This is a genomic window from Paenibacillus humicola (assembly GCF_028826105.1).
Classification (GTDB): Bacteria; Bacillota; Bacilli; order Paenibacillales; family Paenibacillaceae; genus Paenibacillus_Z; species Paenibacillus_Z humicola.
In genome coordinates this window covers 4,502,069-4,522,532 of record NZ_JAQGPL010000001.1, presented here as the reverse complement: position 1 = coordinate 4,522,532, position 20,464 = coordinate 4,502,069, and the positions used below count along the sequence as shown (strand labels likewise).

Annotated in this window: 20 protein-coding genes; 17 read left to right on the top strand and 3 right to left on the bottom strand. The window is 54.0% G+C overall.

The features are described 5' to 3' along the window. Positions 1–36 precede the first annotated feature (36 nt). The 10 genes from PD282_RS20775 (at position 37) to PD282_RS20730 (ending at position 10,906) form a co-directional block, all read left to right on the top strand. Positions 37–486, top strand: a complete 450-nt coding sequence (locus PD282_RS20775) for a MarR family winged helix-turn-helix transcriptional regulator (RefSeq protein WP_274652801.1) — start codon at positions 37–39, stop codon at positions 484–486. A gap of 28 nt (positions 487–514) precedes the next feature. Further along, entirely contained in the window at positions 515–2,089 is a 1,575-nt protein-coding gene (locus tag PD282_RS20770) for an MDR family MFS transporter (RefSeq protein ID WP_274652799.1), read from the top strand. A gap of 163 nt (positions 2,090–2,252) precedes the next feature. Then, positions 2,253–2,729: a DUF2975 domain-containing protein gene (locus PD282_RS20765; protein WP_274652798.1), complete on the top strand. Its 477-nt coding sequence runs from the start codon at positions 2,253–2,255 to the stop codon at positions 2,727–2,729. Positions 2,730–2,739: 10 nt separating this feature from the next. Beyond that, complete coding sequence (locus PD282_RS20760; protein ID WP_274652796.1) at positions 2,740–2,973, top strand: helix-turn-helix domain-containing protein; 234 nt, start codon at positions 2,740–2,742, stop codon at positions 2,971–2,973. 30 nt (positions 2,974–3,003) lie between these two features. Further along, positions 3,004–3,774 carry a DUF817 domain-containing protein gene (locus tag PD282_RS20755; RefSeq protein WP_274652794.1) on the top strand — a complete coding sequence of 257 codons (771 nt, stop codon included), beginning with the start codon at positions 3,004–3,006 and terminating at the stop codon, positions 3,772–3,774. A gap of 307 nt (positions 3,775–4,081) precedes the next feature. Then, a complete protein-coding gene (locus tag PD282_RS20750; RefSeq protein WP_420832317.1) occupies positions 4,082–5,692 on the top strand; it encodes an extracellular solute-binding protein in 1,611 nt (536 codons plus the stop codon). A 126-nt stretch (positions 5,693–5,818) separates the two neighbouring features. Next, positions 5,819–6,745, top strand: coding sequence for an ABC transporter permease (locus PD282_RS20745; protein WP_274652791.1), 927 nt, complete (start codon positions 5,819–5,821; stop codon positions 6,743–6,745). 16 nt (positions 6,746–6,761) lie between these two features. Next, positions 6,762–7,640: a carbohydrate ABC transporter permease gene (locus PD282_RS20740; protein WP_274652789.1), complete on the top strand. Its 879-nt coding sequence runs from the start codon at positions 6,762–6,764 to the stop codon at positions 7,638–7,640. A 78-nt stretch (positions 7,641–7,718) separates the two neighbouring features. Next, positions 7,719–10,031, top strand: coding sequence for a helix-turn-helix domain-containing protein (locus tag PD282_RS20735; RefSeq protein ID WP_274652788.1), 2,313 nt, complete (start codon positions 7,719–7,721; stop codon positions 10,029–10,031). 479 nt (positions 10,032–10,510) lie between these two features. Beyond that, positions 10,511–10,906, top strand: coding sequence for an NUDIX hydrolase (locus PD282_RS20730; protein ID WP_274652786.1), 396 nt, complete (start codon positions 10,511–10,513; stop codon positions 10,904–10,906). 141 nt (positions 10,907–11,047) lie between these two features. Here PD282_RS20730 and PD282_RS20725 read toward each other — a convergent pair whose 3' ends face one another. Together PD282_RS20725 and PD282_RS20720 are read right to left on the bottom strand one after the other, a co-directional pair. Further along, positions 11,048–11,320, bottom strand: coding sequence for a hypothetical protein (locus PD282_RS20725; protein WP_274652784.1), 273 nt, complete (start codon positions 11,318–11,320; stop codon positions 11,048–11,050). A 62-nt stretch (positions 11,321–11,382) separates the two neighbouring features. After that, positions 11,383–11,544, bottom strand: a complete 162-nt coding sequence (locus PD282_RS20720) for a hypothetical protein (protein WP_274652782.1) — start codon at positions 11,542–11,544, stop codon at positions 11,383–11,385. A 209-nt stretch (positions 11,545–11,753) separates the two neighbouring features. On the opposite strand from PD282_RS20720, the gene PD282_RS20715 reads away from it, so the two are divergent. The 5 genes from PD282_RS20715 (at position 11,754) to PD282_RS20695 (ending at position 18,712) form a co-directional block, all read left to right on the top strand. After that, positions 11,754–12,509, top strand: coding sequence for a hypothetical protein (locus PD282_RS20715; protein ID WP_274652780.1), 756 nt, complete (start codon positions 11,754–11,756; stop codon positions 12,507–12,509). 223 nt (positions 12,510–12,732) lie between these two features. After that, positions 12,733–14,406 carry an RNA polymerase sigma factor gene (locus tag PD282_RS20710; RefSeq protein WP_274652778.1) on the top strand — a complete coding sequence of 558 codons (1,674 nt, stop codon included), beginning with the start codon at positions 12,733–12,735 and terminating at the stop codon, positions 14,404–14,406. Between the two features lie 14 nt (positions 14,407–14,420). After that, entirely contained in the window at positions 14,421–16,883 is a 2,463-nt protein-coding gene (locus tag PD282_RS20705) for a hypothetical protein (RefSeq protein ID WP_274652776.1), read from the top strand. 97 nt (positions 16,884–16,980) lie between these two features. Beyond that, positions 16,981–17,328: a VOC family protein gene (locus PD282_RS20700; protein WP_274652774.1), complete on the top strand. Its 348-nt coding sequence runs from the start codon at positions 16,981–16,983 to the stop codon at positions 17,326–17,328. Positions 17,329–17,626: 298 nt separating this feature from the next. Further along, positions 17,627–18,712: an alpha/beta hydrolase family protein gene (locus PD282_RS20695; RefSeq protein WP_274652772.1), complete on the top strand. Its 1,086-nt coding sequence runs from the start codon at positions 17,627–17,629 to the stop codon at positions 18,710–18,712. Between the two features lie 106 nt (positions 18,713–18,818). Here the strand turns inward: PD282_RS20695 and PD282_RS20690 are convergent, their stop codons facing one another. Beyond that, entirely contained in the window at positions 18,819–19,334 is a 516-nt protein-coding gene (locus PD282_RS20690; protein WP_274652771.1) for an AAA family ATPase, read from the bottom strand. Between the two features lie 102 nt (positions 19,335–19,436). On the opposite strand from PD282_RS20690, the gene PD282_RS20685 reads away from it, so the two are divergent. Together PD282_RS20685 and PD282_RS20680 are read left to right on the top strand one after the other, a co-directional pair. Further along, positions 19,437–19,826, top strand: coding sequence for a DUF2500 domain-containing protein (locus tag PD282_RS20685; protein ID WP_274652769.1), 390 nt, complete (start codon positions 19,437–19,439; stop codon positions 19,824–19,826). Between the two features lie 197 nt (positions 19,827–20,023). Further along, positions 20,024–20,434 (top strand): NUDIX hydrolase, encoded by a 411-nt coding sequence (locus PD282_RS20680; RefSeq protein WP_274652768.1) that lies wholly within the window; start codon positions 20,024–20,026, stop codon positions 20,432–20,434. Positions 20,435–20,464: the final 30 nt, after the last annotated feature.

Sequence of the window (20,464 nt, the reverse complement as noted above, 5' to 3'; positions counted from 1 at the left end):
ATATTAAACGTTTTCACGTATTTGGGAGGTGTATGATTGAGCTCCGAAATGAAGCATTATGCGGAACGGTTTGGGAATGCTCTGCAGCTGATCCGCAAAAGGCTCCTTTCCAATTTCACCGAGTTGTCGGGGCAGGGGTTGACGCCGCCTCAATTTCATATTCTGATGATCATTCACGAGAAGGGCCCGTTCAAGGTGACGGCGCTTGCCGAGCTGATGGGCGTTAAGCCGAGCGCCATCACGGTCATGATCGACAAGCTCGTCAGCATGGGCTTCGTCGAGCGGAAGGACCAGGAGAACGACCGGCGCGTCGTCCTTTTGAGCATTACCAAGGAGGGCGTGCGGATGGTCAACCTGCTGAAGGCGAGAAGCAACGAAATTATCGGCGGTTTCTTTGCCGCATGCAGCGTCGAAGAGGTAGAAAGCATGGTTCGTACCCTGGAGAAAATTACAAGCGGTCTGACCGACCAGGACACGAACGCATGAAGATTAACAATTGTTTAGGAGTGGAACTATGACAAACATCAGTCCAAGGCAAATCCGATGGATCGTCACGGGGCTTATGCTGGGTATGCTGCTCGGCGCCCTCGACCAGACGATCGTATCCACCGCCATGCCGCATGTCATTGCGGAGTTGAAAGGCTTTAATTTGTACAGCTGGGTATTCACCATTTATATGCTGACCTCTACGACCGCAGTGCCGATTTTCGGCAAGCTCGCCGACTTGTTCGGCAGACGGCTCGTGTACCTGATCGGAATGGGGCTGTTTCTGGTCGGATCGGCGCTGTGCGGCCTGTCGCACGACATGACGCAGCTGATCGTGTTCCGCGCGATTCAAGGGATCGGAGCGGGCGCGCTTATGCCGATCGCAATGACCATCATCGGGGATATTTTTCCTCCCGACCGCAGGGGCAAGATGCAGGGCTTGTTCGGCGCCGTATTCGGTCTTTCCAGCGTCATCGGGCCGGCTGTCGGCGGTTTTATCGTCGACCATTTGGCGTGGCAGTGGATTTTCTACATTAACCTGCCGTTCGGCGTTCTAGCGGCGCTGGTCATCTCGATGGCGCTCAAGGAATCCAAAGGCACGGAGAAAAAGAAAATCGACTGGGGCGGCGCGGCGACGCTGACCGGCGCCATCGTATCCTTCCTGCTGGCCATCGAAATGGGCGGCAGCAGCCAAGGCGATGGAGGCGGAATGAAGCATTACGCCTGGGATTCGCCGCAAATTCTCGGTTTGTTCGCGGCCAGCGCCGCGCTACTGCTCATCTTCCTGTGGATCGAATCCAAAGTGAAGGAGCCGATCATTCCGCTGAAGCTGTTCAGCATCCGGACCATCTCGGTCTCGAGCATCGTCGGCTTCCTGATGGGGATGGGCATGTTCGGCGCGATTACGTATATTCCGCTGTTCTCGCAGGGCGTTATCGGCACCTCGGCATCGAACTCGGGCTATATTCTGACGCCGCTGATGCTGTCGCTGATCGCTTCGAGCATCATCGGCGGTCGGCTGATCACCCGGCTGAGCTACCGCGTTATCGTCGTCAGCTCGCTGGCGATCATGGCGGTCGGGTATCTGTTCATGTCGCAGATGACCGTCAATACGAGCAGCTTAGAGCTGATTCTGTATATGATCATCGTCGGTCTGGGCATGGGCGCGCTTATGCCGGTGCTGACCATCGCATCGCAAAGCTCCGTCGGACACGAATTGCGCGGCGTCGCCACCTCGACGACGCAGTTCACCCGCTCGATCGGCGGAACGGTCGGCGTCGCCATTATGGGCGTATTCATGACCAACAAGTTGACAAGCGGCATCGGTGCTATCCGGAGCGACTACAGCTCCATTCCGGACGCCCAGTTCGCGCAGCTCGCCAATCCGCAGGCGCTGCTGCAGCCGGAAGTCAGAACGAGCATTCCGGCGAATCTGCTTCATTCGCTGCAGTCGATTTTGAACGATTCAATCACGTCTGTCTTCGTCATCGGGGTCATCGTCATCCTCATCGCGCTCGTATCCGGCTTCTTCTACGGAAAGCTGAAAATGCCCAAAAGCGTCAAAGGCTCCGTTCCCATCAAGAGCGAACCCGAGATGATGTAAGGACGTTTCGTAAAAAGCACTCATCGTCATATGCAAACAGGCAGCCGCAAGCGGCTGCCTGTTTTTATTTTGGCCGGACATTGTATAACGATTAAAATATATTGTAAAACGATAAATAATATGCTAAATTCAATAAGTAAAATATCGACTCGAGGTGAATGTGATGGAACGGGGGACAACGCTGTTTTTAAAAATCACTGTTTTTCTGATGGGAATTCCGATTCTTGCTTTGTGTGTCTATGGACTGCCCCGGATCGCCATTGAAGCGGTAAAGCATTATCCGGCGCATTGGCTGTATCCCGTCTTAATTTGCATCTATGCATCCGCGATACCGTTTTTCACGGCATTGGTTCAGGCTTATAAACTGCTCAGCTATATCGACAAGAACGAAGCCTTCTCCGAATTATCGGTTAAAGCGTTAAAACGGATCAAATATTGCGCCGTCATTATCAGTGCTTTGTATACGGCATGTCTGCCGTTCTTAATTTTCATCGCGGATGGGGACGATGCCCCGGGGCTCATCGTGCTCGGACTGGTCGTTGCTTTCGCTTCGATAGTGATTGCGGTCTTTGCTGCCGTTCTTCAGAAGCTGCTGCAAAATGCCTTGGATATAAAATCGGAAAATGACCTGACGGTCTGAGGTGAAGATCATGGCCATGATTATCCATATTGACGTCATGCTGGCGAAGAGGAAAATGAGCGTCACAGAGCTTTCGGAGCGTATCGGAATTACGATGGCTAACCTTTCCATTCTGAAAAACGGAAAGGCGAAAGCGATTCGGTTATCGACTTTAGAGGCGATTTGCAAAGCTTTGGATTGTCAGCCGGGAGACATTTTAGAGTACAAACGTGACGATGACGCCGGGGAAAGCTTTTCCGTCTGAATAGATTTGGGTGACGAGGAGAAATTATTGATGAAGGCGGCATTGCTGCAGCTTATTCGTTTTGGCTGGGAGCAGGCGTTATCCTGTCTGTTTCCCGTTACGATTTTCGCTTCGCTGGCGTTAACGCAGCTTATTCCGTTGCCTTGGCTTCCAAGGTACGACTGGCTGCTTCTCATTTGCCTCGCCATGCAGTGGTGGATGGTTCATTCCGGTCTTGAAACACGCGACGAGCTGAAGGTTATTACGATGTTTCACTTGATCGGCCTGGCACTTGAAATCTTCAAGGTGCACATGGGTTCATGGTCGTACCCCGAGGAGGGGTATTCGAAGGTGTTCGGCGTTCCGCTGTACAGCGGATTTATGTACGCCAGCGTTGCGAGTTACCTTTGCCAGGCGTGGCGGCGGTTGAAGGTCGAGCTTATCAAATGGCCGCCGTTCCCGGTCGTGGTGCCGATGGCCGCGATGATTTATTTGAACTTTTTCACGCACCATTTTTGGATCGATGTCCGCTGGTGGCTGTCGGCGCTTGTGCTGCTCGTATTTTGGCGGACATGGGTAACGTATGAGGTCGGCGGTACAAGATACCGGATGCCGCTTGCGCTTTCCTTCGTGCTGATCGGACTCTTTATCTGGATCGCGGAAAACGTGGCCACTTTTTTTGGGGCCTGGGAATATCCGGATCAGGCCGGTTCATGGCGGCTTGTCCATGTGGGCAAGGTGAGCTCCTGGCTGCTGCTTGTGATTGTCAGCTTTTTGATTGTAGCGACGTTAAAGCTGGTCAAGGAACGGCAAGACCGATAAACGACGAAGCCGAAGCCGCGTACTGCGGCTTTTTCTTTTGGATTCCGATCGCGTCCTTAAGGCAGGCCATACCTCTAAACATGTTAATTTCGGATAGCCAATCTTAAATTCGGATAGCGGCGGATCTTAACATCGGATTATGGACGGGTAAATTCAGCGATTTCCATCCATCGAATAATTTGCAAGAATGAGGAGGAGCGGAATCGACGGATCCCTAACCCGGCAGCCTCGGGCCGACGTTTTTTGAGTCGCCGAAGCACCGGCAGCTTTGTCTAATCCCCGTCTAATTGAAGGAGGTAACAGCGTTATGATGAAAGCTGGCTGGAAAAAATGGTCGGCCGCAGGGGCTTCCGTTTTGCTGTCCCTAACGGTAGCTGCAGGCTGCAGCAGCTCGAGCCCGCCAAAACAGGAGGCGAACCAAAAGGAAGGGCAAGAGCCCGCAAAATTGCAAACGCTTACGTACTGGGTGGCGCTCTCAAGCAATGTCGCCGCTACTTTAAAAAGCTTCGGAGATATGACGGTATATAAGGAGCTGGAGAAACAGACCGGGGTCCATGTAAACTTCCAGCATCCTCCCGTGGGCCAGGAAAAGGATCAGTTCAATCTCATGATTACCGGGAAGGACCTGCCCGATGTCATCGAATACGGCTGGACGGGTTATCCCGGCGGCCCGGAAAAGGCGATTAAAGATAAAAAAATTATGAAGCTGAACGATATCATCGATAAAGACGCGCCCAATTTAAAAAAGATTTTGGATGCTAACCCGGATTGGAAAAAGCAGGTTACGACGGATGAAGGCAGCATTTACGGGTTCCCTTTTCTGCGCGGTGACGATTACCTGCTGGTCAGCAAAGGCATCGCGCTTCGCAAAGACTGGCTGGATAAGCTGCATTTGAAAATGCCCGAAACGATCGACGACTGGAATAAAACGCTGACCGCGATCAAGAACAGCGATCTGAACGGCAACGGAAAGCCGGATGAAATCCCTCTCCTGATCAATGTGGGCGATATGGGAGGGCCTGTGGCGTTTCTGGGCTCGTTCGGCGTCAATTACGATTTTTACCAGGTGGACGGAAAAGTCAAATACGGACCGATTCAACCGGAGTATAAGCAGTTTCTGACGGTCATGAACAAATGGTACAAGGAAGGGCTGCTGGACCCGGATTTCGCGGTGACCGACAGCAAGCTGAAGGACGCGAAGGTGACGGGAAATCAACTGTTCGCGACCGTGATGAGCACGGGCTCGGGGATCGGCAACTATACATCGCTCGTGAAAAACAATATTCCCGGGTTTAAACTCGTGGCCGCGCCTTTTCCCGTCGTCAACGCCGGCGACAAGAAGCTTTGGAGCGCAAGAACCTACAACTTCTCCGGCGGCGTGGCCGCCGCGATCTCAACCTCCAACAAAAACCCGGAAGCGACGGCCAAATGGCTGGACTACGCCTACAGCGACGAGGGCAAAATGCTGTTTAACTTTGGGGTGGAAGGCGTCTCGTACAACATGGTGAACGGCTACCCGACGTTTACCGACGACATTATGAATCCGAAGGATATGTCGGTGGCCCAGGCGATGGCCCGCCATGTGCGCGCCAATTTCAACGGTCCGTTCGTGGAGGACAAACGATATATGGAGCAGTATGCCGCTCTGCCGGAGCAGAAGGATTCGATCAAGATCTGGTCGGAGCCGAGCGATGAGAGAAAGCTCCCTCCCGTCACGCCGACTTCGGATGAGAGCAGTCAATTCGCTTCGATCATGAACGATGTGAACACGTACAAGGACGAGATGTTCAACAAGTTTATCATGGGGGCGGAGCCGCTGGATAACTTCGATAAATATGTCAAGACGATTGAGAGCATGGGCATCGAGGACGCCGTCAAAATTGAACAGGCCGCATTGGAAAGGTACAACAACCGCTAACGGCTGATGCGCTGACGTCAAGCTTGTCTGCAAGGGGATGACTCGTTCATCCCCTGTGTCCGATTTCAAGCGAAGGAGGGATTTCGTACGGAGACGATCAAAACCGCCGAAGGAACAATCGCCAAGATGAGCCGTTCCTCGAATAGCCGTTGGATTACGGTCGGACGCGATTTAAAGCGCAACAAGCTCCTGTATTTGATGGCGCTGCCCGTGATCGCGTATTATCTGATTTTCGATTATGGACCGATGTACGGGCTGCAAATCGCGGTGAAAGATTATAGTCCCGGCGACGGCATCTGGAACAGCCCGTGGGTGGGCTTCCATCATTTCATCGAGTTTTTCAACAGCTATTATTTTTGGAGACTTATCCGCAATACGCTGCTGATCAATGTGTACGAGCTGATTTTCGGCTTCCCGGCGCCGATCATTCTGGCGCTGCTGCTGAATGAATTGCGCCGGCAGGTTTTCAAGCGAATCGTCCAGACGATCACGTATTTGCCGCATTTTATATCGGTTGTCGTCGTTGTCGGGATGCTGGTCGACTTTTTGGCCCGGGACGGGGTTGTCAATCAGGTGCTTTCGTCGCTGGGCGTTGCGCCAAGATCCTACTTGTCCGAGCCGGAATGGTTTCGTTTTCTTTATGTCTCCTCGGGCATCTGGCAGCAGGTCGGGTGGGGCTCCATTATTTATTTGGCCGCGCTGACCAATATCGATCCGACCTTGTACGAAGCGGCGAAGGTCGATGGGGCGGGCCGGTGGAAGCAGATGATCCACATTACCGTCCCAGGCATTATGCCCACCGTTATAATATTGCTGATCCTGAAGATGGGATCGATGATGTCCGTGGGCAGCGAGAAAATTTTGCTCATGTACAATCCGCTGACCTACGATACGGCCGACGTTATCTCCACCTTCGTCTATCGCAAAGGGATATTGGAAGCCAGCTACAGCTACACGACCGCCGTAGGTCTGTTTAACGCCGTGATCGCTCTGTCCCTGCTTATCCTCTCGAACAGCGTAAGCAAGCGGGTAAGCGAGACAAAACTATGGTGACGGGGGGAGTGTCCGGATGAATAAATCGACTTTGGGCGAAAAATCGTTTGATCTGCTCAACGCCGCCGCCATGATCGTGCTGTGCTTCTTCACGCTGTATCCGTTTTTATTCGTGGCCTTCTCTTCCCTGAGCGATCCCGGTCTGCTGGCGCAGCATCGCGGAATGCTGTGGAAGCCGTACGGTTTCAGCCTTGGCGCGTACAAAGCCGTATTTGCCAATCCGAACATTTTAACCGGCTATGGCAATACGATCTTTTATGTGATTGTAGGAACCGCGTTTAATCTGATCATGACCGCGCTGGGCGCGTATTTTCTTTCCAGGCGGAACGTATTGTTTAAAAATGCGGTGATGCTGATGATCGTCGTCACGATGTTTTTTCAGGGCGGGCTTATTCCGTCGTACCTTCTCGTCAGCAATCTCGGGCTTATCGATACGCCGTGGGCGATGATTATTCCCGGGGCCGTCAACACGTGGAACTTGATCATTATGCGCACGGCGTTCCAGGCCGTCCCGGTCAGTCTGGAGGAATCGGCGAAAATAGACGGAGCGAGCGAATGGACCGTGTTGTGGCGGATTATACTGCCGCTGTCGGTGCCGGTCATGGCCGTGATGGTGCTGTTCTACGCCGTTGCCCACTGGAACGCATGGTTTAATGCGATGCTTTATTTGCGCAACCGGGAATTGTATCCGCTGCAGCTCATTTTGCGGGAAATTCTCATTACGAACAGCACGGACAACATGACGACGGACGCGTCCGGCGTAGATAAAATGCCGATCGGCGAAGCGATCAAATACGCGACGATCATGGTCGCAACCGTTCCGATACTGGTGCTGTATCCGTTCCTGCAAAAATATTTTGTCAAAGGCATCATGATCGGCGCGCTGAAGGAATAAATGAAGAGAAGCAGGAAGACGGGCCGGGCTTCCAGAATTAGTAGTGAGGCAGAACGAACCCGTAAGAGGTGAGAGATCATGCGAATGAAAAGCGGCTCTCTTGGAAGCGCATTCACGACGCTTGTGTTGTCTTATTTGGCTGTCTTCCTGCTTCCGATCGTTCTCGGATCGATTCTATATACGAAAACGAACACGATTATGACCGATAATGCGAACCGGGCGAATCTGGCTATGCTCGAGCAGCTCCGCCAGGTGATGGACGGCAAGCTGAAGGATATTACGCTGATGTCGCAGCAGATCGCCTTGAATCCCAGGCTGCGGTGGCTCATGAACAGCACGGACGCGTCAGACGCCGCGAATGCTTACAAGTACGTGGAGTTTGTAACGGAGCATATGCCTCCCTACCAAAATGTAAGCGATCTCATTCAAGGCTATTACGTATATCTCGGCACGAACGATACCGTCCTGATGCCGAGAGCCAAAACGACGGCCGATATGTTTTATCAGCGTCTGTACCATCCGGCGGGAACCGGCTTCGAAGCATGGCGGGGCCAGCTGTTAAGCAGCCCGCATTATCAGGACTATTTTCCCGTCACCTATGAGACGCCGGGCGGCAGGCTCGATACGATAACCTTCGTCCAAACCTTGCCCCTGGGGGAAACGAGCGATATCCGCGGAGCGCTCGTGATTTTGCTGGATATGAACCAGATTCGAAGCATGCTGGCGAAGATCGACTCCGCCTACCGGAGCTCCGTCTATATTCTCGACCGGAAAGACCGTCTGCTGGCTTCCGATGGGCGGCTGTCTCTCCCTTGGGATCAGATCGGGCCTGACGTTCAGACGAAAGGAATCCCTTACGAATACAAGGACCACGGCAAGGAAATGATGCTGTCTTATACCGTATCCGATCAAAACGGATGGAAGTATATTCACGTCATGCCGAAGCAGGTCTATTTGGAACGGGTATATACGATGAAAAACTGGATGATCACGCTGCTATTGATTTGCCTGGCCGGCGGCGGCGCGGCGATCGCCTTCTGGGTGCATCGCAATTACGCTCCGCTTCAGGGCGTGGTGCGGGCTTTGCAGAATAAGAGGCCGGCGCGCGCCGGGCGGCCGTCCAACGAATACGAATTTATCCGGGGAGCGATTCAAATGACGATGCATGAAGAACGGGAGCTTCGCCATATTTTATCCCGGCAGGCCCCGGTCATTCAGGCAAGCTTTCTGTCGCGTATCGTCCGCGGACATGTGGATGTATCCCGGCTGACCGAGGAATCGCTTCAGTTTATGGATATCCGGCTGATCTCCGACCGGTTTGCCGTCATTTTAATCGACATCGCCGATTTCAGCCGGTTTAGCGCCGATCAATCCGAACGGCAGTGGGCTTTGCTTCGGTTCATCATTTCCAATATAGGCAGCGAATTGATTCGCGAGCGGCATTGGGGATATGCGGTAGAGCTGGACCGGCAGCGCGTGGCCCTGCTCGTCAACTTCTCTGAAGAACGAATCGTTGAAGCGGATCAGGAGCTTGGCGCCATTGTCGTTCAGCTTAAACAAATGGTGGAGGAACGGTTCAAGACGTATGTCACGCTAGCGATCGGAGGGATGTACGAGGGGGTGGAGCGGGCGTGCGAATCGTATTTCGAAGCGCTCCATGCGCTGGATTACAAAATGTACAGAGGGCACAGCAGCATCATTCGTTACAGTGAAATCGCGTTGTCGGATCGATATTACTTTTACCCGATTGAAACGGAAATTCAGCTGATCAACTTCGTCAAAAGCGGCGATGAGGACAACGTCGGCAGGCTCATCGGCAATCTGTTTCACGCGCATTTCAGCCAGCGGGTAATGACGCCCGATTTGGGGCGCAGCTTTTTTACGAACATGGTCAGCACGTTATGGAAAATCATGAACCCGATGGATCCGCTGTATAAGGAGCTGTTCGGCGAAGGGTTCGATCCGCTTAAGGAGCTGACCGATTGTCCGACGGCGGAGGAGATGAAGGTCAAAATCCGCGAGTGGTTTCTCGCCATGACCCATTATCGCGGCGCGGGGCTCAGCAGCCACGGAAGGAAGCTGTTCGAACGAATCATCCGGTATATCGAACAGCATTACGGCGACGACAGGCTCAGCTTGACCAGCATCGCCGATCAGTTTGAATTAACCCCGCAATATTTGTCGGCCTTTTTCAAGAAGCAATCGGGGATGAATTTGACCGACTATATGACGAGAGTCCGGATTGACGAAGCGAAGAAATTGATGCGGGACAAAAAAATGACGTTCATGCAAATCGCCAAAAAGGTCGGCTACGCCAACGATATCGGATTTATTCGGGTTTTTAAAAAGTACGAGGGAACGACCCCGGGCAAATACCGCGCATCGCTGTAAGAACGTTTTAACAGAAAGTAAAGAAGGAGCTGCGCCGCCCAGCTCCTCTTTCCATGCCAAACCTGTTAAACGACTGCCGGTATCGTAATGGATTCCAATTGACAAGAAACTTCGAATGTATCCGATATTTCCACCGTATAGTTGACATCCAGAGATATAAAGACGTGGTATCCCTCTTCGTCGACAATCGGAGTCGTTGAAGCGCAGTAATCGCAGCTGACGGATTGTCTTACGGCTGCTCCGGTTATGACGTCCAGAACAAGCTCAAGACATACTTGACGTGTCGCCGTTGATACACAGGACATGGCTTCTTCACCTCCTCTTATTCTAGTAAATGAAAGAAGGACAAGTTTTGAACCGGACAAATGATCAAATGATCGTGAAACCCATCCCCCGGCGGGTGCAAGTCGTGGCGTAATTTTTACTAAGGACCGGTATATTGTAATTGGAGAGATGAATACATATACGGCGCTCCCGGTATGCTGCAGTTTGTCACAGGAGGCATTGAGAGAAGCGATTTCCAGGGGAATGCTGTGAATCTGTTGGGAAGCTTGTCAAGGGAAGCTAAGGAGGAAATTGGAATTGATTTGACCGACTCGAAGCTGGTGTCCAGGGTAATGCCGAAATATATGGTGCAATGGGGATCCATAGCCCTTGTTTATTTGATTGAGTTGGCGATTGAATCGCACGAGCTGAAATTACATTACGGTCTTTTCGAAAGCACGCTCCTCCATAAGGGCATCACGCCGGAATTTGCATCCCTTATTTTGGTTCACACAAGTCAAATGTCCGATTTCCTGAAAAACGACCTGCGGAGTAAACTCGATTTCCTTCCTGTTGTTCTTGAAGAAATATGTAAAGAAGGCCATCGATGAAAAATGGAGGGGGGAAAGTTAAAAAAGGCCGCCGATATCATTCGGCAGCCTGCTGAGCGATCATGTATTTAGCGGGCGGGAACTTGTCCCCCAAAAAAAGTTTCCTTTAGCTTGGGCCTTCTATCGCTAAGCAACCGGCGATTAATCTACGATGGTGGTAACCACGACGAGGTCAATCCCAACACCTTGAAGAGTAGCTTCATCTCCGCCCAGCAGGACGAAGCGGATCCGGGCCTGCAGCGCTTCCGCCGGCTTCGGGGCGGTAGTGGTAATATACGTATTCCAGTTGTCATCCGTCAATTGACTGGTGTTGACAATGATCAGTGTTTCCTCTGAAATCGTGGAATAACCGTCTGCAACTCCTCTTTGCCACCGGATTCTCGCCTGCAGGGGAGCTTCGTTAAGTCCGACCAAAGCTCTTGCTGCGAAGCTTACCTGCAGTCCTACGCTATCCAAAGCGACCGGGAAGGCTTGGCTCAGAACGGCATTGGGTGCCGGTACCCCTTCACTTCCAGGAAGAGGGCCATTGCAGCATAGAAAGTCCCATCAAAAACGGGTGCTCCGGATCCTGCCGTCTGCCAAGGTGGATCCAAGACGCCGGATTCGAAACTAGGATTTTGGATCAGATTGATCGACATGTTCTCTCACCTCCTTTCGGATCGCTCATAATAGAGTATGAAATCAAATTTTATTCGCTTTGTATGTTTGTCCAAATGGGGCCATTTGGAAAAATAAAACGAGAATCGCGTGCAGTGCAGCGGCGAGCAGAAAGACAATCCTCTCGGCGCATCCTTTTTACTGTATCTATTACCTATGAAAGAAAGAAGTCGTCGGGGAGTGAGGCATCGTGGCCGCGTCCAAACGGGTTCGGATTACCGCTTATGCAGCATCAAAACTGATGGCTGCAGGGCTCGTATTTATGGGGTTCCTGGTTATAGCAGCCGATTTTGACGGCTACCGGATGTCCGAGCTGACACGGGAGCTCCCGCTGTGGGAGTATATCTATGGTTACGCCGTCCTATTCTCTGCCTCAGTGGACGCGGCGCTCTGCAAGCTTAAGGCCGGAGCCTCCAAAATTGCGCTTATCGTCCTGCTTTATATGCTCGGCGGTTATGTCCCTTTTCTGATCTGGTTTCCGGGCCAATGGGCGTTAAGCATGATTGCCGGCGGCTGCGGCGCGGTCTGCGCACTTGTTTTTCTCGCCGTGGACCGTCTGTTCCACTTCAGGTGGCCTTACAGCGCTGCCGCAGCCATACTGCTGTTTGCCGGGGCCGTCTGCGTTTCCACCGTCGATTTCACCGTCACGAAACAGTGGAAAGAGAACAGAACCGCTGAGGGCTATCACGCGGAATTCGGTTATTTTAACGGGAAGAAAGAGATACCGGTCGAGCTCGAAGCGGGTCAGACGTTATCCTATCGGATCGACTGGCAGATCAGCAGCGGCGGCTACGGCACGTACCTGGACGCCAAAGACGGAACGTATACGGATGCCGAACAAGGCAGCATCACCTACCGGGTGAAGAAACCGTCCGCCGTACGAATCGTCGTTACCGGCGACCATGCGCAGGGGGCGTTGACGATTGCATGGGAAATAAACAATTGAGGAGGCAGGAATGTTTAGCATAAAAGTTGGAATAAGGGGCGTGCTTCATTCGTTTGGGGATGGGCACGCCCATTTTAATGGCCGCTTTCGCGTTTCGGGACATACTACTTTTCGGCGTTGAGGCGGTTGGGAAATGATTTTTCTTGAAATCCGCCGTCCGATGTCCAAAAATGAAGATCAAGAGCATCAAACCGGATAGGCGGATGATAAGGAGGGTTGTTTCGTGCAGGAGCAGGAGCCGTTCTTCGGCAATTACGACGACTCGGCTGCGCTGAAATCGCTGGCGGATCGCGCACGCCTTGGCGATTCGGAAGCGTTCGGCGAGCTGGTGACCCTGCATCGGGCAAGAATGCTCGGCGTGGCCAAGCGTATCGTCCATGACCGGTCTGATGCCGAGGATGTCGTGCAGGAAGCGCTGGTTCAGGCGTTCCTGTATATGAACAGGCTGTCGGATCCCGGCCGGTTCCTCCCTTGGTTAAACCGGATCGTTCGAAATCAGGCGCTGATGAAACGCAGGAAAGACGTGCGGTTGTCGCGAGAATCGACGTTTACCGCCATCGCCGGCCAAACAGGAGCTTACGGGGATACGGGGCTCGATTGGAGCGGTCTCGATGACCTCTTATTTCGTTTGACTCCTGCGCGGAACCGTAATGAAAAGGCCGCGCCGGAAGCCGAGCTGATGAAAAAAGAATTTTATGAAGCGCTGCGGAGCATGCTCCACACCCTCTCGCAGCGGGAGAGGGACCTGTTCGAGGCTCACTTTCTAAGCCAGCTGACACCGCACGAAATCGCGGGACTGCTCGGCATGACCGAAGGAAATGTGTACAAATCGTTATCCAGATTGAAAACAAAAATGAAAAGGGAGCGGGTGCGCAGCGATTTGCGGGATCGGCTGGACGACGCGGGCGGCGGTGGCGAACGCCGGGCAAAGGTGATGCTGCCGCTGCGTACCGGGGCGGACGCCCGGCAGTCAACGGCTTGTTCGATCGCGACCTGCATCCACCGGATTTTACAGTTCAAGGGGCATGCCGCCTGCAGCCTTTCGGATGTGATGGGCTGGACCGGATATGCTTTCCGGATCAGCCTGGAGCGTGAACGAATCGATGTATCCGGGCCTTCCATGTATTTCTGGGAGCCTGTTCTGGAAGCGGGACTGAAGCGCCTGGGCTTGCAAATGACGCATGCCGGCGATGGGGGCATCGAACCTTCCGCCCATGCTTTGGGCGAGGCCGTCATGCTCGCCAGGAGGTCGATCGCTGCAGGTACACCGGTCGCAGCCTGGGATTTGAACGGACCGGAATTCGGGTTGCTGTACGGCTATGACGACGAGCAGCTTTCGTTTTCCGCTGACGCGCCGAACGCGGGTGCCATAAAGCTGGCGTACGACAAGCTTGGCCGCGGTAAGGACGGGGGACTGTTCGTAATGGCTGTGAACCCTCTCGCACAAAACGCAAAGTCGCCTCAGGATGCGGTGCCGGATTTATTCGCCGGCGTGTTGGCCGCGGCTTATGGCGAGCGGACTTTTCCGGGATACGTGACGGGGCTGACCGCTTATGAGGCGTGGCGCGATTCCATCCGAAACGGGGCCGTCGACCCGATCGGCCAGGCATACTCCCTTCGCGTCGTCCTGCATGCGCGGGAGCATGCGGTCCGATTTTTAAGGGGCTTGAGCAGGAAGCTGGAGGTCGAACGAGCAAGGCTCGCTTTCGAAGCGGAAGGGCACTACTATGCCGCGGTACATGCACTGGCCAAGCTTGCCGTAAAGTTTCCTTTTCCTTCCGGAGGAGACCCGTTGAACCGCAAGAACCGGCTGGAGGCCGAAACGCTGCTCCTGGAAATCAAAAATTGTGAGGAGGCGGGTCTCGAAACGCTGGAACGTCTGGCCCGCCGGTCCTGAAGGAGAAATCGGAAATGAGCCTCTCGGAGCTCTCAAACCATACGGAACAGGTGATCTCGATCCCGGTTTACAGCCATGGGAGAATCGTCGATCGATTGGTTGCCATTCCCGGAAGCAGGCCCGTGCAAATACCGGAAGGAATGCAGTTCACGGATTCATTCGGCATCCACCCGGCAAGAACGGAAGGCGAATACCGGACGCCGCTGTCCGTGGAAGCAATCGTCATGACCGACAGCACCAATATTGTACTGGAGTATGCCAAGGGGGAAGTTATACTTAACTGGGACCGCAGGGAAGATCTGCTTCATGTGCGTCACCCCGCGACGGGGCAAGCCTTCGAATTGACCGGAAAAGGCGACGTTCCTGCCGGCCGCTGGCACCGCCTCGAATGGATGATTGCGGAAGATCGGATGCGCCTGCTGGTTAATGGGGAGGAGCGGTTTTCGCTGGATGGCAATTATCGCGGGCTGCAGGGAAAAATAGGCGTTCGGACCGGCTGGCGCGCCAATCTTTCGGTCGGATCGCTCCACATCGCGGAACATCGCGGGACGGATGAAGCCCCGGGAACGGGTTATCGCGCGATTTCACATCCGGACGCTCTTATCGGGTGTTTACTGGGCGCAATGCGATATTGCAACCGGTATGCAGACGAAATAGGATTCTTGGGAGGCATCGGCTATTGGTTCCAGTCCCTTTCCCCCCGCGAGGCTGAACATGGCGAAGCAGGAGGAGAGATTTGGGGACGGATCAAGGCTTTCGGTTTGGAATGCCGGCGGTTGGTGCCCGCAGAAGGCGGCGGAAGGGATATATTCGGCTTGATCGGGGAAGCGCTTGACGCGCAGGATGCCGTGTTCGGCCGGTTCGGCGGGGAAGACGGTTACGCGGCCGTAATCGGCATGGATGAAGACCGGCTGCAGCTTTCGTTCGCGGACGGGACCGTACGAGCGACAGTCCCCGGCGAGGCGGATCGTGTATTTGCCGTCAGCCCGGGAGCCGAGGAGTCTTTGCGAACGAGAACGATGCAGTCGTTTCAATTCGCTGCGGAGAGCGGAAGGATGCACGGTCCAACCTTTCATTCCGAATGGCTGTCTGAGCCTCGGGAATCGGAAGCGGCAGCGTTTTACCGGCGGGCAGGAGAGCTGGCGGAACGCAGGAAGAGGGCCGCCCGATATGTGCGGGACTGCCGGGATGCCGCCGGATTCGCGCTTTCCGCAAAGCTTGAAGCGGCTGTGTCTTCCTATGATGAGGCCGGAGCCTTGTGGGAACAAGCTGCCGAACGTTTTGACCGTCACGATAGCGAAGCGGGTTCTTTTGCGGCAAAAGCGATTGCGGCGGAAACGGAAGGATCGCGGGTATTGGGCGAAATCGCAGAAGCGCTTGCCGGTGCGAAGCGGCTGGAAGGGCTTCGATACTGGGGAACCAGCTGTATTTCGCAGCACAATACGTTGAAAGGTGTAGCCGATTATTACCGGATTCCAGGTTCGGAGGCGTGGCTGCTTGGGGCGAGCGGCCGTCCGTTCGCCTTCGCGGTTCATGAACGAATCAACGTCCACGATATTTGTTTGCCGATTCCGGACGATCGGTTTGTTCAGTTGTTCGCGAATGTCGGCCTGGATATTGGCAGCGTGGAAGGGAGCGGAACAGAAAACGAATATCGAAATCTGCTGCAAACGGCCTGGAATGAAGCGCGAAAGGCGATAAACGAAGGCTGGGCGTGCTTTGGCCGCTCGATCGACTTCGACCGCGGCGAATACGCATTGATTATTGGGTATGATCAGGACGGGTATTACACGCATGGCTGGCATGGCCCTTCCCGGAAAGCCATCCCATGGAATATGTACGGTTTGGGGCAGTGCATGTGTTATCTATGTACGACGCGTCGTGAAGACAGATTGGAAAGTCCCGTCAAGTCGGTATGCCTTTGCGATGCCTGTCAAAGAACGGCTGCGAACGGACCGGCAATGGAGCCCCAGCGGGAAGGCGAGGTCCGGTTGTATTGGGCCAAACCTGCCGCCCCGGCCGATGACCGGACGATTATCCGCGACACGCTGCAGTTTGCCGTCGCGTTTGCCGACCCGGAGGGTCCGTGGGCGCAGCCCGGTTTATACACGGGAATTCAGGCTTACGACCACTTCATCCGCGCCCTTGAAAAGGGTACGGTGGACGGCTGGTATTTGGGATTGTATGCAAACGGCTGGCAGGAGTGCCGCAAGCTGGCGCTGGAATTTCTTCGCGAAGGAAAACGCAAAATCGGAAACGCGCGGCTGAACGAAACGTTCGATACGGCCATCCGCGAAGCGGAACGGCTGCAAAGCGTTTATGCGAAGCTGTATGAGATGTTCCCTTGGATGCAGCCGTTTGGCCCGATTCCCGATACGGAAAGGCGTTATGCAGGAGCCGATCTGCTGCGCCTAGCGCGGAAGCATGAAATCGCCGCCATCGAGTCTTACCGCGCGCTGTTGAATCGTTTGGAATAGGCGGAATTGCGGCGAGCGCGTCAGTGATGAAAAAAAGTTAACTTTTGAGAGGGGCATTTCCAATGAGAGAACAAACCGCAGAACGGAATGTAAAGGAATGTCGGTGGTTCTGCTGGCTGCCGATGTACAGGAATCCGTAGCGTTTTATGAAACATTAGGTTTCGCATCGGAGGAAATCGGCGGGCATGTCCACATGTCTCTAGGGGCCGCGACATTCATTCTGCATCCGGCAAAACAACCACACGATGTACGCCCCTATTCATCCGTTGGAGGCGGGCTATATTTTGATGCCTTTTGCTACATGACCCCCGAGGGACTGAAACAATTATATGAGCTGGTCCGGTCCAGCGGCATAACAATCGTGAAAGGTCCTCATTGGTCCGATACCTGGAGCGAAATGACCATTCTCGACAATAACGGTTACCGCATTGCATTTGGCGCCTAAAGGAAGCCGCAGAACCGAGAGAGCGGTACAATCAAATGGAGCGGAGGCCGCGGCAGCTGCTCCCAATCGCCTTTTATTTTGGGAAAAACGTATAATCGCTACTGACGAATGGTTTACACACAGTGAACATTTGACCGGGATAGTTTCCGGCAAACTGAAGCAGACTGATTTTTCTTGTAAACGGATGCAAAAGAACATTAAAATGGAAGAAGGCTGGCTGCTGACGGGATGGAAGGACCTTTGGCGGAATGTGGCAGCATAAAATGAAAACGCTTAAGCGAAAGGAGAGAAACGAACCATGAGCACCGCTTACCCGGTAAAAAAGTTTTATACGATAACGCCTCGCATGTCCGAGGTGTTTGCACGGGAGAAGAGGCAATCGGGCTGGCGCGCCGACAATCCGGAGCAATTCGAAGCGTGGAGGAGGGAGGCGCGCAGCACGCTCCGTCAGGTGGCGGGGATCGATAAGCTGGAGGCGTGCGAGCTGCTGCCGGAGCTGCTTGAATCCGAGCAGCTGGACGGCTATCGGCGGGACAAGGTGATCATCCAAACCGAGCCGGACGTCTGGATGCCGATGTTTATCCTTGTTCCGGACGGAACGGTTCCCGGTTCCGACCGCCGTCCCGCCTTTATCGTGCCGCACGGCCATGGGTCGGGCGGCAAATACGGCACCGCCGGGGCGGATGAGATTCCCCCGATTCGCGAGCGGCTGGCCAGATTCGGCGGACGGACGCCGTTTGCCGTTCAGCTCGTCCGCGAGGGATATATCGTCTTTTGCCCGGATGCGCGCGGAGCCGGCGAACGCCGGGAATGGATGCGGCAGTCGGAGAGCGACGAAGATTTTACCGGCAATACGTGCAGGGAGATCAATCATATGGCCATCTCGCTCGGCCGTTCGCTGGCCGGTATGATGGCCTGGGATCTGATGCGGCTGACGGATTATATCGGGACGCGAGACGACTGCGATCCGGCTCGCATCGGCTGCGGCGGCATGTCCGGCGGAGGCATGCAGACGCTTTGGCTGGCCGCGCTCGACGATCGGATCCGCTGCGCCGTCGTAAGCGGTTACTTTTACGGCTTTCACGATTCGCTGCTGAAGCTGCCGCATAATTGCGGCTGCAACTTCGTGCCGAACCTGTGGCGCCACTTCGACGCCGCCGATTTCGCCGCCCTGATCGCGCCTCGGCCGCTGCTGATCGAAAGCGGTACGAGCGACCCGCTAAACGGGGAGAACGGGCTGTCGAACGTGTACCCGCAGGTTGAATCGGCCCGCGCCGCTTACCGTCTGCTCGGGGAGGAAGATCGGCTGGTTCATCACGTATTCGAAGGCGGACACCAATGGAACGGAGAGCCGGTACCGGCTTTTATCGCCCGGTGGCTGTAATTCGAAATCATCTTTTTTTTGTGCGACCACTCTCTCCAGTCAGGGAGTGGTTTTTTAATTCAACGTTAAATAGACCCTTGATTTAGATGCAGATACCAGGTTGAAATTAAGCATGAGACCGCCGGCTGCTTTGCATCGCTATACGCTCCAGCTCGTCCGCCACTTCATCAAGAGGCTTCCGGGTGTCAATTTCAAACATCGCGCCGGCACGCAGGAGAGGTTCGACCGTTTCAACATAATGTATAATCTCTTCACGTTCTTCGGCCGATTTCCCATAATCGTTCGTTGTGCGGGCGGCTATACGCTCAAGGATGACGTCCAGAGGAGCGCTTAACAGCACGATTGCATCAAACCTCGGGTAAAATTCACCTTGATTGGATACCGTACCCGAAAGGAATAAAGCGCCTTCGGTATGTTCATGGAGCAGCGAATCGATCCGGTCCTCGCGCCACAACCACCCGGAGCCATCCGGGTTCTCGCTCCACCCGCCATAATCCGTGTCGATGACGCGATGCCCTCTGCGGCCAAGCTCGGCCAAAACCGTTGATTTGCCCGTACCCGACATTCCGGTCACAAAGACGATCGACCTTTTATTCGATACCGCTTGCGAAGCTCCTGTCATCTTTTTTCTCCTCTCATAACCGATCTCGATGAAAAGTAACGAAACAAAACAAGGAAAGAGGCGTATAAATTTCCAGATGGAGTAAAATCGGGAGGTTTATTGATGTTATCATTCGGCTCTCCGTTCGGCGGCCCCGGTATTCTGTTTACGATCGTCCCCATTATCATTATAATCGTTTTCGCTATTGTAATCGGCGGTATTGTTGTCAACGGAGCGCGCCATTTGAAAAATGCGCGTTCTCCGCGCCAGACCGTGTTCGCCCACGTCGTCGCCAAGCGGATGGAGGTGCGCAGCCATACGAGCCAATCGAGCAATTTCGGCGACACGTCGCGATCCTCCAGAACCTATTATTATATCACGCTTGAATTCGATAGCAGGGAGCGGAAAGAGTACCTCGACGTGAAGAGGCTGTACGGTCTTGTTGTGGAGGGAGACGCAGGCTATGCCGCCGTTCAGGGCGATTGGATCGTCGGCTTTGAACGGGATGCATAGCAATCGCGAATTCAGACGTCCATCGCATTAAAGATGAGTCTTCGTCCGGCAGCCGCGTCGGTGGAATTGTGCTAGGATGAGAGGGATACCTTTTAATGTCTGGATGAAGCGCGCGTCTAATTTCGGTACGATAACGGAACGTAAAGGAGCACGTCGATTTGATTTCAAGTTATCTGGTAAAAGGGGCTGGATCATAAATGTGGAAAGGCGCGGCGGCGGTATGCATCAATTCGGAATTCAAGCTGCTCATGGTTTTGCAGGGGAAGCCGGAAGAGGAGAAAACGTGGTCGGTTCCATCGGGCGGCATGGAAAAGGGGGAAACGTTCGAACAGTGCTGCTATCGGGAAGTCTGGGAAGAAACCGGCTATCGGGTTAACGTACGGCAGCAGCTTCACGAGAAAAACGGCGAGGTTTTCGGTAGCGGGTTCATCGTTCGTTATTTTCGATGCGACGTCATCGGCGGTGAACCGGTCCTCCAGGACCCGGACGGGTTAATCTACGACATTGCGTGGAAATCGGCCGACGAATTGCACGCATTGCCGCTGACCTTTCCGGAAGACCTGCCGTTTCTAAGCAGCATGCTCTCCTCTCGGCAATCGGCCGGCTGATCGGGAGGGCTTCCAAACGTTTCATGATGA